The organism is Rhizobium sp. BK661 (genome assembly GCF_024808825.1).
GTDB lineage: Bacteria > Pseudomonadota > Alphaproteobacteria > Rhizobiales > Rhizobiaceae > Rhizobium.
This window is the reverse complement of sequence record NZ_JANTYT010000001.1, coordinates 980001-993240: the sequence shown is the minus strand read 5'-3', so window position 1 is coordinate 993240 and position 13240 is coordinate 980001. Positions and strand designations below refer to the sequence as shown.

The following is a 13240-nucleotide window of genomic DNA, read 5'->3' as shown; positions in this document are numbered from 1 at the left end:
CCTCCCTAGGCTCGGCGCAGCGGGTGCATCTTGCACCGCTGCGCCATCCGTAACTCTCATGCGATCTCCAGCAACAGCGCCCGATGGTCGGAGACCTCGGGCTGCTCAACGACGTCGAACGCCACGACGTCTATGTTTGCGGTGACCAGCAAGTAGTCGGCATAGCGGCCTTCCTTGGCGTAGTGCGAGGTTCGCGTATCCGTGTGGCCGCGCGAGGTCACGAGGTCGGTCAAGCCCAATTCGGCGAGCGCTGCGAACATGACGCTTCCGGGGACCACGTTGAAATCACCGCACACGACCAGTGGCTCGCCCTCGCGCCAGATGCGGTGGATGAGAGCAACCAACGCGTCCGCCTGCCCGCCACGCGCCGCCGTGTCGCCCTTGCCGGCAAGGTCGCGCAAGCCGTGCAGCTGGACGATGGTGATAGGTCGATTGGCGCTATAGTCGAAGAGCCTGATGCAATGGGCGTTGCGTGGGCGCGGATGTTCGCCGTAGCCGTCGCCGGAAAAATCGCCGTGCACGAAATCCATCGCATGACCGACGACTGGATAGCTGTTGCGCACGAACGTGGCGAGGCCGAATTCGGACGAGAGCTGTTGTTCGCCATCGAAGAGCGTACCGCGCGCCGTCGGCGCGAAGAAGGCGTCGTGGTGGGGAAGGATCGCCTTGATCTCGTCGAAGAGGTTGGCGCGCTGCGGCAGGATGTGGCTGCCGTCGCGGTACTCCAGCCAGTCCGAGGTGACGCCGACCGAGCGGGTCACTTCCTGCAGGCAGAGAACATCAGGATCGGCATCGCGAAGATACCGGATCAGCGGCTCATAGAGCTTGCCGCCCCAGGCGTTCAGCGAGATCACACGCACCACAACTCTCCTCATGCTGTGATTCAAGCGCTTGCTGCATTGATTCAGGCAAGCGTTTCTTGTGGCTGTTTTTACGCGGTTTGGGTGGACCGCTACCGCTTCTTGAACGGCTCCATGCCCTTGCGCGCAAGCTCGTCGGCTCGCTCGTTTTCCGGATGGCCGGCGTGGCCCTTGACCCAGTGCCACTTGACCTTGTGGCGCTGGTTCGCGGCATCGAGCGCCTGCCAGAGCTCGCCGTTCTTCACCGGCTTCTTGTCAGCGGTCTTCCAGCCGTTTTTCTTCCAACCGAAGATCCATTTCGAGATTCCGTCCATGACATATTTGCTGTCGGTATGGAGATCGACTTCGCACGGGCTTTTCAGTGCCGTCAGCGCCGAAATCGCCGCCAGCAGTTCCATGCGATTGTTGGTGGTGTCTGCCTCGCCGCCAGACAGTTCCTTTTCCACCTCGCCGTAGCGCAGCACCGCGCCCCAGCCGCCGGGGCCGGGATTGCCGGAACAGGCGCCGTCCGTGAAGATATCGACGTGCTTCATGCCACGAGCCCATATTCGGCGGCTGAGCCGATCTGCCGGTGGAAGCGCAGCTTGCGCAGATATTCGAGCGGATCCTTCTTGGTGACCAGCGCGCCCTCGGGCGTCGTCAGCCAGTCGTAGAGGCGCGTCAGGAAGAAGCGCAGCGCCGAACCCCGCGAGAGGATCGGAAGTGCTGCCAGTTCGGCATCGCTCAGCGGCCGCACACTCTGGTAGCCCTCCAGCATCGCCATACCCTTGGTAATGTTGTAGGCGCCGTCCTTCTCGAAGCACCAGGCATTGAGGATGATCGAGACGTCATAGGCAAGCAGGTCGTTGCAGGCGAAATAGAAGTCGATCAGGCCCGACAGGTCGTCGCCAAGGAAGAAGACGTTATCGGGGAAGAGGTCGGCGTGGATGACACCGTCCGGCAGGTCCTTCGGCCAATGGGCGGAGAGGAAGTCGAGCTCGGTGCGGATCTCGTTCTGAAGTCCCTTCTCCACCTCGTCCGCGCGCGCCTCGGACTTCTCCCAGAGCACTTTCCAGCCATCGACGGACAGCGCATTGGGACGCTTCAGCTCGAAGCCTTCGCCGGCGACATGCATCTTGGCAAGGGCCTTGCCGACCTCGCGGCAATGCTTGGCCTCCGGCTTACGCAGCCACATGCCTTCCAGGAACGAGATCAGCGCTGCCGGGCGATCGGACAGCGTGCCGAGCAAGGCCCCGTCCTTTCGCGGCAGGGGAAGCGGGCAGGAGAGACCGCGGGCCGCCAGATGCTGCATCAGCCCCAGGAAGAACGGCAGGTCGTTCTTTTCGACGCGCTTCTCGTATAGCGTGAGGATCAACGGATCCTTGGTGGTGTGCAGCAGGAAGTTCGAGTTCTCGACACCTTCAGCGATGCCCTTGTAGGACAGCAGCGTACCGGCATCGTACTCCGTCAGGAACCACTTCAAATCGTCTTCGGAAATATCGGTATAGACTGCCAATTTACGTCCCGCGAAAATGTTTGATCAGTTAGACCACCGCCCGGACCGGGCGGTGACTGGCGCTGTAATCGTCCCCTCGACGATTACTCCCGCATCACGGGAGGCGCCTTACCCATTCACCCACGCCATATCCTCATGCGTCAACTCGATGTTGCGCAGTTCGCGGTTGACGAGGAAATGCTCGTTTTCCTGAACCGTCTCGGCAAGCTCGACCTTGGCGTCGAAGCGCGCACGGAAGGCCTCGATGATCTCGTTGACGATGACTTCGGGCGCCGACGCGCCGGCTGACAGGCCAAGCGTCGAGATCGTGCCGATGTCATCCCAATCGAGCTCCGAGGCGCGTTGCACCAGGAGCGACTTCTTCGCCCCTGCCCGCAGCGCGACCTCGACCAGCCGCTTGGAGTTCGACGAGTTCGGAGCGCCGACGATGATGAAGAGATCACAGCCGGGGGCTGCCTGCTTCACCACTTCCTGGCGGTTCGTCGTGGCGTAGCAGATCGAGTCGGCGGCAGGTGCCGTCAGATTGGGAAAGCGCTCGTGCAGGCGCGTGATCACGCCCGCCGTGTCGTCCACCGAGAGCGTCGTCTGCGTCACGTAGCCGAGATTGTCAGGATCGGCCGGCTGATAGACGTCGGCATCCTCGACCGTCTCGATCAGGGATACCGAGCCCTCCGGCAGCTGGCCCATCGTGCCGATCACTTCGGGGTGGCCCGCGTGGCCGATCAGGACGACATGGCGACCGAGCTTGTTGTGGCGCATCGCCTGCTTGTGCACCTTGGAGACCAGCGGGCATGTTGCATCGAGATAGAAGAGATTGCGGGCGCTCGCATCCTCAGGCACGGACTTCGGCACGCCGTGCGCCGAGAAGACAACCGGCTGGGCGCGATGCTCTTTCGGGATCTCGTCGAGCTCTTCGACGAAGACAGCGCCCTTGGCTTCCAGGCCTTCGACCACATACCTGTTGTGAACGATTTCATGGCGGACATAGACCGGCGCACCGTAGGATTTCAGCGCCAGGACGACGATCTGGATGGCGCGGTCGACGCCGGCGCAAAAGCCGCGCGGTCCGCAGAGCCTGATCGTCAAGGGAGGTTTCGCCGCAATATTCATGTCTGTTCCGGTTCGTAGGGATAGCGCTGTCTAGCCCAATATAGGCAGGAATTGAAGCGATACTATTGCGCCGGACCCCGCTTACGGAAACGGGCGATCACGGCGATGATGACAAGCGTTGCCGCAAGCCCATACCAGGTGAAGGCATACTGCAGGTGGTTGTTGGGCAGATCGACATCGGTGACCCCGCCGATCGGCAGCCCCTTCGGATTGGGGGTATCGTCCGCATCCAGGAAGAACGGAACCACCTCGGCCTTGTCGAGCCCGACGCTCGACGCCATCACGTCGAGGTCCTTCCAGTAGAAGATATTCTTGGCGACATCATTATCAGGCACCACCCAGGACGGCTTGCCCGGAAGTTTTGCACGAGCAAGGCCGGTCACCGTTTGCTGATCGGTGAGCTGGCCCTGCATGCGCATTTCCGGCTCCTTGTTGTCATAAGGAACGAAGCCTCTGTTGACGAAGAGATAGCGGCCATCGGCAAGCTGCAGGGGGGTGTAGACGTAGAAGCCCGTCTGGCCATGCCAGGTGGCAAAGAAGTGCCGCTCCTTGCTGTTGACGTATTCGCCGCTGGCCGTCATGTGGCGATAATCGATATCGTCGCCCTTTGCAGCGATGCCTTCGATATCGGCAAGCGATGCCGGCGGCGCCTGCCGGCGCTCGGTGATATCGGCGAGTAACTTTTCCTTCCAGTGCAGCCGTTCGACCTGCCAGGTGCCGAGCGACAGGAGGATGGCAAGCGCGACAAGCAGAGCGATGCCGGTGAGTACCGACCGCTTTCGGCTTGGCGCCGAAACATAAAATTCAGTCACGGGAAATGCGCCCTTCACTGGCGTTATGGCGATACTGCATCGCGATCAGGATTCCCTTGCACCAGCGCAGAGCCAGCAGGGAGAGAACAATGGTGAGAGGACCGAACAGCAGAATGTGCAGCCAGATCGGTGGCGCGTAATTGACCTCAAGCCACAGCACCGAGCCGATGATAATGAAGCCGACGATCAAAATGACGAATACCGCAGGGCCGTCGCCGGCATCGGCAAAGGCGTAGTCGAGGCCACAGGCCGAGCAGCGCGGTTGCAGCGCCAGCAGGCCGTTGAAGAGCTTTCCCTGGCCGCAGCGTGGGCAGCATCCCCTGATGCCTGTCTTCACAGGATCGACCGGGGGAAAATGTGCGCTGTCTTCGTTCATGCATCCTTCCAATGGCCTATGGCCAACCGCTCGCTCCGCCATAACTCACCCATAAAGTAATCACAGAGGGAAGGGAAATACCTGCGCTCTTTCGCCTCAGCGATTCGCGCCAAACAGAAGAAGAAAACTGATGACATACGACAGCTCGGCCGGACAGATCGTCATTCTGAACGGCGCCCCGCGCAGTGGAAAATCGTCGATCGCCAACGCGATCCAGGAGCATTTCGACGGCCCCTGGATGAACTTTGGCGTCGACACCTACAACTCGATGACCGCGGAACGCTACCTGCCGGGAATCGGACTGCGCCCGGGCGGAGAACGCCCGGACCTCGAGGAGATGATTCCGTTTTTCTATGCGGCACTCTACGAGTCGATCGCGATCCATGCTGGGCTCGGCCTCAATGTCGTGGCCGACCTCGGCCATCACGACAGCTACTCTCAGCCGCTCGGTATTCTCGCCGATTGCGCGCGCCGGCTTGAGGGATTGCCAGTGCTTTTCGTCGGGGTGAGGTGTCCGATCAAGGTCATCATGAAAAGGCGGAACATCCCAGTGCCAGGTCGTCACTCTCTGTACGTCACCGCAACCGACGATGAGGCCGTCCCCCATCCGGTCCAGCTCTGGCAGGAACAGGTTCATATCCCCGGCATCTACGATCTTGAAGTGGACACGTCGGTGCTGACGCCGCTGGAATGTGCCGAAGCGATCCGGCACCGCCTGGATCTCGGCATTCCCGAACCCTCAGCATTCGAGCGCATCGCCGCCATGCGGTGATCAGTAAAACAAAAAGGGCGGGTGCCGTGGCACCCGCCCTTTTTCAATTCATGGCCTCGGCTCAGCCAGCAGCCAGCGGAGCGCCCCAGCCGCCCCAGACGTAGATGCAGAAGAACAGGAAGAGCCAGACGACGTCGACGAAGTGCCAGTACCAGGCCGCCGCTTCGAAGCCGAAATGCTGCTTCGGCGTGAAATCGCCGCGGATCGCACGCAACAGGCAGACCAACAGGAAGATCGTGCCGACCAGAACGTGGAAGCCGTGGAAGCCGGTCGCCATGAAGAAGGTCGCCCCGTAGATCGAGTTCTTGAAGGCAAACGGCGCATGTACGTATTCAAACGCCTGCACCGAGGAGAACAAGATACCGAGCAGAACGGTGAGCGTCAGGCCCTGGATCAGGCCTCTGCGGTCGTTGTGCAGCAGCGCGTGATGCGCCCAAGTAACGGCCGTGCCGGACAATAGCAGGATCACAGTGTTATAGATCGGCAGGTGCCAGGGGTCGAGGACTTCGATGCCCTTCGGCGGCCACTGGCCACCGGTGAAGGCCACGCGCGAAGCCTGGATTGCTTCATTCGGGAAGAGGCTTGCGTCGAAGTAAGCCCAAAACCAGGCGACGAAGAACATCACTTCGGAAGCGATGAACATGATCATGCCGTAGCGAAGGTGCAGCGAGACGACGCGGGTATGGGCGCCCTCGTGTGCTTCCTTCACGGTGTCAGACCACCAGCCGAACATGACGTAGAGAATGATCGCAAGGCCGATGAAGAACAGCCACGGATGAGCCCATTCGATGCCGAGGAGATGCAGCGACCCGCCGTTGAGGTAGCGCATGAAGCCGACGCCGCCGAACGTGATGATGAACGCGCCGATCGAAGCCAGGATCGGCCACGGGCTCGGGTCAATGATGTGGTAGTCGTGATGTTTCTGATGAGCATCAGCCATGTAAGCTATCCCCGGATCTCTTCCTCTCCGCTCCGGCATAGCCGGAAACGGACCTCAATCAAAGTTTCTTTTCAAGCTTTACCGTTCCACCCTCATTCGAAGCCACCGGCTTCGGACCCTCTTTCGGATAGAACGTATAGGACAAGGTAACGGTGTGGATATCCTTCGATTCCACAGCCTTGGTAATATCAGGATCGATATAGAAAACGACAGGCATCTCGAGCTTTTCGCCCGGTTTCAGAACGGTCTCGTTGAAGCAGAAGCACTGCACCTTGTTGAAATAGACGCCCGCCTCGCCAGGTGTCACGTTGAATACAGCCTGACCGCGCTGCGGCTCGTTCGACTTGTTCACCGCGGTGAAATTCACCTGAATGGTTTCGCCGATGCGCGGGTTGACCTCGCGCTCGACCGGCTTGAACTCCCAGTCAAGACCCGGCGCCACATTGGCGTCGAAGGTCACGCGCATCTTGCGGTCGAGGATCACGCTGGAAGCCTGCTCGACGCGTTGCGTCGTGCCGTTATAGCCAGTCAGCTGGCAGAACATCCGGTAGAGCGGAACCGCCGCATAGCTCGCAGCGCCCATGCCGAAGACGAAGGCAAGGCACATGAAAACGACAGCGCCGTTGTTGCGTGGCTTTCGCGGCGTGCTCGGCATCCCGCTCATCTCACGCGTGCCCCGTAAACTTAACGATCGTAATCGCGTAAAAAAGCACGACGAGGCCGGCCAAAACCAGACCGAGCGCAACGTTGCGGTTGCGGCGCGACTTGCGCTGCGCCTCTGTAAGCTTGACGACGTCCATTAGAGAATACCTCCCATGTGAGAAACGAGCACGGCGGCGAGCCGGTCGAACATCAGGGCGGAGAAAATCGCGAAAAGATACAGGATCGAGAAGCCGAAGAGCTTCTTCGCCGGGATCATCTTCTCATCGCCGTCCGGCATCCGCCAGACGGCGATGGAACAGTAGATAAAGATTGCGCCGAGGGCTGCGGCGACCACGCCGTAGCCGAGGCTCGCAAAGCCGAGCGCCGTCGGCAACACGCCGCACACCGCCGTCAGCACCGCATAGGCAACAATCTGATGCTTGGTCGTGCGCTCGCCCGAGACATTGGGCAGCATCGGGACGCCGACCGCCTCATAGTCCTTCATCTTGAACAGCGCCAACGCCCAGAAGTGGGCCGGCGTCCAGAGGAAGATGATCATGAACAGAACAAAGCTTTCAATCGTGACGGTACCGGTCACGCAGGCCCAGCCGATCATCGGCGGAAAGGCGCCGGCGGCACCGCCGATGACAATGTTCTGCGGCGTCGAGCGCTTCAGCCACATCGTATAGATCACGGCGTAGAAGAAAATCGTGAAGGCGAGGATCGAGGCTGCGAGCCAATTGACGGCGAGCCCGAGGATAATCACCGAAAAACAGGAGAGCACCAGACCGAATGCCAACGCTTCCCGTGGCGCGATCCGGCCGGCCGGGATCGGACGCTTGGCGGTGCGGGTCATGATCGCATCGATATCGGCGTCGTACCACATATTCAGCGCGCCGGAAGCGCCGGCGCCGATGGCTATGCAAAGGATGGCGATGAGGCCGAGGACCGGATTGATGTGCCCCGGAGCCAGAACCAGACCGGCAAATGCCGTGAAGACCACGAGCGACATGACGCGCGGTTTCAAAAGCTCGAAATAATCGCGCGCACTCGCTTCCGACAGGCGGAACTCGCCGTCGTGCGCCAGAGCCTTGCGATTGCCGATTACTGTCATTCTCTTGTCCTGCAAACTTGTAAGCCGACCGCCGCACTGTAACACGCGGCGGTCGCAATTTCTCGCATCTTACTTGATGCGCGGGAGCTGTTCCCACTGGTGATACGGAGGCGGCGAAGACAACTGCCATTCGAGCGTCGTTGCACCCTCACCCCACGGATTGTCACCGGCAACGCGCTTCTTTGCGAAGGCTTCGAAGACGCCAACCAGGAAGATCAACACACCGACGGCGGAGATGTAGGAGCCGACCGAGGAAACGTAGTTCCAGCCGGCGAATGCATCCGGGTAGTCGATGTAGCGGCGCGGCATGCCCGCGAGGCCAAGGAAGTGCTGCGGGAAGAACACCAGGTTAACTCCGATGAACATGACCCAGAAGTGCAGCGTGCCGAGGAACTCGTTGTACATGTAGCCGGTCATCTTCGGGAACCAGTAGTACCAGGCAGCGAAGATGGCGAACACGGCGCCGAGCGATAGAACGTAGTGGAAGTGAGCCACAACGTAGTAGGTGTCATGCAGCGAGCGGTCGAGGCCGGCGTTGGCGAGCTGGACGCCCGTGACGCCACCGACGGTGAACAGGAAGATGAAGCCGATCGCCCAGACCATCGGCGTGCGGAAGCTGATCGAGCCACCCCACATCGTCGCGATCCAGGAGAAGATCTTCACGCCCGTCGGAACGGCGATGACCATCGTGGCGAACACGAAGTAGCGCTGCGCGTCGAGCGACAGGCCGACCGTGTACATGTGGTGCGCCCAGACGACGAAGCCGACGGCACCGATCGCAACCATGGCGTAGGCCATGCCGAGGTAGCCGAAAACAGGCTTCCGCGAGAAGGTCGAGATGATGTGGCTGACGATGCCGAAGCCGGGCAGGATCAGGATGTAGACTTCTGGGTGACCGAAGAACCAGAACAGATGCTGGTAAAGGATCGGGTCGCCGCCGCCCTCAGGCACGAAGAAGGAGGTGCCGAAGTTGCGGTCGGTCAGCATCATGGTGATGGCGCCGGCGAGAACCGGGAGCGACAGCAGAAGCAGGAAGGCGGTGATCAGGACCGACCAGGCAAACAGCGGCATCTTGTGCAGCGTCATGCCCGGAGCGCGCATGTTCAGGATTGTGGTGATGAAGTTGATCGCACCGAGGATCGAGGACGCACCGGCAATGTGGAGCGCAAAGATCGCAAGGTCGACGGCAGGACCCGGCGTACCCGAGCTCGAGAGCGGCGGGTACATCGTCCAGCCGCCGCCTGCGCCATAAGCACCGGCAGGACCTTCAACGAACATCGACAGGATCAGCAGAAGGAAGGCCGGAACGATCAGCCAGAAGGAGATGTTGTTCAGACGCGGGAACGCCATGTCAGGCGCACCGATCATGATCGGCACCATCCAGTTGGCAAAACCGCCGATCATCGCCGGCATGACCATGAAGAAGATCATGATCAGCGCGTGAGCGGTGGTGAACATGTTGAACATCTGCTTGGCGCCGTCGATGGCGGCGTCGCCTTCATAGCCGTAGACCATCGATGCCAGACCGTGGAAGATCTGGATGCCAGGCTCCTGCAACTCCATGCGCATGGCAACGGAGAGCGCGCCGCCGATGATGCCGGCAATGATCGCGAAGATCAGGTAAAGCGTGCCGATGTCCTTGTGGTTCGTCGAAAAGAACCAGCGATTGACGAAGCTCGGCTTGTGCGAGTGATCGTGGTGGTCGTCATGGGCGTGCGCGCCATGAGAGTGATCATGCGAGTGATGATCGTCGTGTGCGGAAGGTCCAGCCATGTCCCGTTCCCTCTTCCTTACTTAGCCACGTTTTCGGCAACGTTGACGGTGCTTGCGGCACCATCGGTTGCGGCCATGAGTGTCTTGTACGCGCCCGGCAAGTCGGTCGCGGCACCGGCGAGCCACTGCTTGTACTTGTCCTCGGAAACAACGCGGATGGCGATCGGCATGAACGCATGATCCTTGCCGCAGAGTTCGGAGCACTGACCGTAGAACAGGCCTTCACGCTCGGCGCGGAACCAGGTTTCGTTCAGGCGACCCGGAACGGCGTCGATCTTGACGCCGAAGGACGGCATGGCGAATGCGTGAATAACGTCGGTCGGGGCAGCGGTCACGAGAACGCGGACGGTCTTGTTGACGGGCAGAACAAGCTCGTTGTCGACAGTCAGCAGGCGCGGATAGATCGCCTTGTCTTCCTTGCCGGCGGCTGCGCGGTCGGCATCCTTAAGCAGGAAGGAATCGAAAGCGAGCGGGTTTTCGCCCGAGCCTTCATATTCGTAGTTCCACTGCCACTGCGTCGCGGTCGCCTTGATGGTGACGTCAGGATTTTCCGGCAGGGTCAGCTGGGCGGTCAAGAGGTTGAACGAAGGCACAGCGAGGAAGAGAAGCACGAGGACCGGTCCCACGGTCCAGGCAACTTCAATCATCGTATTGTGGCTCGTCTTGGACGGCACCGGATTTGCGCCGGCGCGGAACTTGAGACAGACGACGATAAGAAGGACCAGAACGAAGAGCGTGATCGGAACGATAAACCACAGGGTATATTGTTCGAACCAATGAATGTCCCGCATGATCGGCGTGGCTGCCGGCTGCAATGTCGCCTGCCACGGCATCGGTTGGTCGGCATAACTGCCGGAAGCAAAAAGCAGACAGACCAGCGCGGTCAGAGCTGCATAAGCCTTCTTAATCACCTTAAAATCTCCCTCGAGCGCTGATCTGCGCAAAATCACGCACAGAATCCTTGCCATCTCAGCGCTTCAAACCACAGTTTGCCATTGATCGCAACAGCCCAAAGCGTTTGTTCGTGCGGCATTTTCGCTTTCAAACAGATTGCCCCAAGCATAACGAAACATTCCATCTTTTTCGTTGCAATCAGTGAAATATCGGTTGTTGCCCGTGCCGTCGCACAAACATTCTCGGATAAACGTCCCATTTCCGCCGTAGTCCCCGGCTTTTCAGCGGGTGGGGCTTTTCATTTTTGGTGGCGCGCCCCAACTTAGCGGCACTGATTCGAATTGCAGAGGTTTTCATGGGTTTCCGTTCCCTCGCACGGCCCTTCGTGCTGACAGCGTGCATTGCGGCCGCAGCGACTGCTCCCGCCTTCGCCCAGCAGCAACCCGCGCCGGGGCAGCCAGCGCCAACGCCGCCGACGTCGCAGGCACAGCCTGGGCAGACACAGCCGCAGGCGCCCGGCACCGTGAAGTCGAACCACGGCGCATGGTCTGTCGTGTGCGACAAGCCCGCCGGCGCCTCGGCTGAGCAGTGCGCGCTGATGCAGAACGTGATCGCCGAAGACCGGCCGGAAGTCGGTCTTTCCGTTGTTGTGCTGAAGACCGCTGACCGCAAGTCGAAGATACTGCGCGTTCTGGCGCCTCTCGGCGTCCTGCTGCCGAACGGCCTTGGCCTCAATGTCGACGGCAAGGATATCGGCCGCGCCTATTTCGTCCGCTGCTTTGCAGATGGCTGCTATGCAGAGGTTGTTCTTGAAGACGAACTGCTGAAGACCTTCCGCAGCGGCGCGAGCGCCACGTTCATCGTCTTCCAGACGCCCGAGGAAGGGATCGGCATCCCCGTTGATCTCAAGGGCTTTGCCGAAGGCTACGACGCCCTCCCCTGATCGTCTTGATTTTCGGGCTTGCTCGAACCGTCCCCCGGACCTACATCGGCTGAAAGCATTCCTGCTTCAGCGGAGCAAAAGACATGAATACGGATCTCCTAACGCTTTTCGATGCCGACGAAGCGAAGATGCGTTCGCTCGTTGCCGAAGCGCTTTCTGGCGCGGACGACGGGGAGCTCTACATCGAACATGCTCAGGCAGAGTCGCTGATGTTCGATAACGGGCGCTTGAAAGGCGGCAGCTTCAACACCGAGCAGGGTTTTGGCCTGCGCGCGGTTGCCGGCGAAGCCGTCGGGTACGCGCATGCGGGCGACCTTTCGGTGGCAGCCCTGAAGCGCGCGGCCGATGCTGTCGGCGCAGTCACACGCGGTCATTCCGGGAGCTATGCGGCGGCTCCGCAGCGGACCAACAAGAAACTCTACTCCGACGACAACCCAATCGGCACGCCGAGCTTCGAGGAGAAGGTCAAGGTGCTGCAGGACATCGACGCCTATCTGCGCGGCAAGGACCCCAAGGTGCGTCAGGTCACCGCATCGATCGCTGCCAGCTGGCAGGTCGTCGACATCCTGCGGGCCGACGGTCACCGCGTTCGCGACATACGGCCGATGACGCGCATCAACATCTCGGTCATTGCGGGCGAAGGCGATCGTCAGGAAAGCGGTTCCTACGGCACCGGTGGCCGCATCGGCTTTGGCGACTTCATTGCCGAAGACAACTGGCACTACGGCGCCGACGAGGCCTTACGGCAAGCACTGGTGAATTTGGAGGCGATCGAGGCGCCGGCGGGCACCATGGACGTCGTGCTCGGCTCCGGCTGGCCGGGCGTCATGCTACACGAAGCGGTCGGTCATGGGCTCGAAGGCGATTTCAACCGAAAGAAGACGTCAGCCTTTGCCGGTCTTCTCGGCCAGATGGTCGCGGCACCCGGCGTGACTGTCGTCGACGACGGCACGATCGACAACCGGCGCGGCTCGATCACGATCGACGACGAGGGCACGCCGTCCGCCTACAACGTGCTGATCGAAAACGGCAAGCTCGTCGGCTACATGCAGGACCGGCAGAATGCCCGCCTGATGGGCATGGCACCGACGGGCAACGGACGCCGGCAGGGCTATGCGCATGTTCCGATGCCTCGGATGACCAACACCTACATGCTCGGCGGCGACAAGACGCCGGAGGAAATCATCTCGTCGGTCAAAAAGGGCATCTATGCGGTCTCGTTCGGCGGCGGCCAGGTCGACATAACCTCAGGCAAGTTCGTGTTCGGCTGCACGGAGGCCTATCTGATCGACAACGGCAAGATCGGCGCACCGATCAAGGGCGCGATGCTGATCGGCAACGGACCCGACGCGATGAAGCGTGTTTCGATGGTCGGCAACGACATGAAGCTCGACACCGGCATCGGCAATTGCGGCAAGGGCGGCCAGTGGGTTCCGGTCGGCGTCGGCCAACCGCATCTTAGGATGGATCAGATCACCGTCGGCGGCACGAAGGCCTAGCCGAGAACGG

At 60.7% G+C, this 13240-nt stretch carries 15 protein-coding genes; 3 read left to right on the top strand and 12 right to left on the bottom strand.

Going from position 1 to position 13240, the window contains the following annotated elements; translation table 11 throughout:
- Window positions 1–56: 56 nt before the first annotated feature.
- The 6 genes from FHX16_RS04830 to FHX16_RS04805 all read right to left on the bottom strand — a co-directional run bounded on the left by FHX16_RS04830 (window position 57) and on the right by FHX16_RS04805 (window position 4653).
- Entirely contained in the window at window positions 57–860 is an 804-nt protein-coding gene (locus FHX16_RS04830; protein ID WP_183859884.1) for an endonuclease/exonuclease/phosphatase family protein, read from the bottom strand.
- 92 nt (window positions 861–952) lie between these two features.
- Window positions 953–1393 carry a ribonuclease HI gene (gene rnhA, locus FHX16_RS04825; RefSeq protein WP_183859886.1) on the bottom strand — a complete coding sequence of 147 codons (441 nt, stop codon included), beginning with the start codon at window positions 1391–1393 and terminating at the stop codon, window positions 953–955.
- Window positions 1390–2355, bottom strand: a complete 966-nt coding sequence (locus FHX16_RS04820; RefSeq protein ID WP_183859888.1) for a homoserine kinase — start codon at window positions 2353–2355, stop codon at window positions 1390–1392. The genes rnhA and FHX16_RS04820 overlap by 4 nt, the downstream gene beginning before the upstream one ends.
- A gap of 108 nt (window positions 2356–2463) precedes the next feature.
- Entirely contained in the window at window positions 2464–3465 is a 1002-nt protein-coding gene (ispH, locus tag FHX16_RS04815; protein WP_183859890.1) for a 4-hydroxy-3-methylbut-2-enyl diphosphate reductase, read from the bottom strand.
- A 62-nt stretch (window positions 3466–3527) separates the two neighbouring features.
- Window positions 3528–4277, bottom strand: coding sequence for an SURF1 family protein (locus FHX16_RS04810; protein ID WP_183859892.1), 750 nt, complete (start codon window positions 4275–4277; stop codon window positions 3528–3530).
- The gene (locus tag FHX16_RS04805) at window positions 4270–4653 is read right to left on the bottom strand and encodes a DUF983 domain-containing protein (RefSeq protein ID WP_183752252.1); all 384 of its coding nucleotides are present in this window, start codon (window positions 4651–4653) and stop codon (window positions 4270–4272) included. The genes FHX16_RS04810 and FHX16_RS04805 overlap by 8 nt, the downstream gene beginning before the upstream one ends.
- Window positions 4654–4783: 130 nt before the next feature.
- Between FHX16_RS04805 and FHX16_RS04800 the strand changes: the two genes are divergently transcribed.
- Window positions 4784–5425, top strand: coding sequence for a chloramphenicol phosphotransferase CPT family protein (locus FHX16_RS04800; protein WP_183752254.1), 642 nt, complete (start codon window positions 4784–4786; stop codon window positions 5423–5425).
- Between the two features lie 61 nt (window positions 5426–5486).
- Here the strand turns inward: FHX16_RS04800 and FHX16_RS04795 are convergent, their stop codons facing one another.
- The 6 genes from FHX16_RS04795 to coxB all read right to left on the bottom strand — a co-directional run bounded on the left by FHX16_RS04795 (window position 5487) and on the right by coxB (window position 10805).
- Window positions 5487–6365 (bottom strand): cytochrome c oxidase subunit 3, encoded by an 879-nt coding sequence (locus tag FHX16_RS04795; protein ID WP_114711812.1) that lies wholly within the window; start codon window positions 6363–6365, stop codon window positions 5487–5489.
- Between the two features lie 58 nt (window positions 6366–6423).
- Entirely contained in the window at window positions 6424–7029 is a 606-nt protein-coding gene (locus tag FHX16_RS04790; protein WP_040673970.1) for a cytochrome c oxidase assembly protein, read from the bottom strand.
- Between the two features lies 1 nt (window position 7030).
- Window positions 7031–7165 (bottom strand): hypothetical protein, encoded by a 135-nt coding sequence (locus FHX16_RS04785; protein WP_259126687.1) that lies wholly within the window; start codon window positions 7163–7165, stop codon window positions 7031–7033.
- Window positions 7165–8121, bottom strand: a complete 957-nt coding sequence (locus FHX16_RS04780; RefSeq protein ID WP_183752256.1) for a heme o synthase — start codon at window positions 8119–8121, stop codon at window positions 7165–7167. Before FHX16_RS04780 ends, FHX16_RS04785 begins: the two co-directional genes overlap by 1 nt.
- Before the next feature lie 69 nt (window positions 8122–8190).
- A complete protein-coding gene (ctaD, locus tag FHX16_RS04775) occupies window positions 8191–9894 on the bottom strand; it encodes a cytochrome c oxidase subunit I (RefSeq protein WP_016553005.1) in 1704 nt (567 codons plus the stop codon).
- 17 nt (window positions 9895–9911) lie between these two features.
- Window positions 9912–10805, bottom strand: coding sequence for a cytochrome c oxidase subunit II (coxB, locus tag FHX16_RS04770; RefSeq protein ID WP_183859894.1), 894 nt, complete (start codon window positions 10803–10805; stop codon window positions 9912–9914).
- Window positions 10806–11143: 338 nt separating this feature from the next.
- Between coxB and FHX16_RS04765 the strand changes: the two genes are divergently transcribed.
- On the top strand, window positions 11144–11731 hold the full coding sequence (locus FHX16_RS04765) for an invasion associated locus B family protein (RefSeq protein ID WP_016553003.1): 588 nt from the start codon (window positions 11144–11146) through the stop codon (window positions 11729–11731).
- Between the two features lie 83 nt (window positions 11732–11814).
- Complete coding sequence (gene tldD / locus FHX16_RS04760; protein WP_183859896.1) at window positions 11815–13230, top strand: metalloprotease TldD; 1416 nt, start codon at window positions 11815–11817, stop codon at window positions 13228–13230.
- Window positions 13231–13240 lie beyond the last annotated feature (10 nt).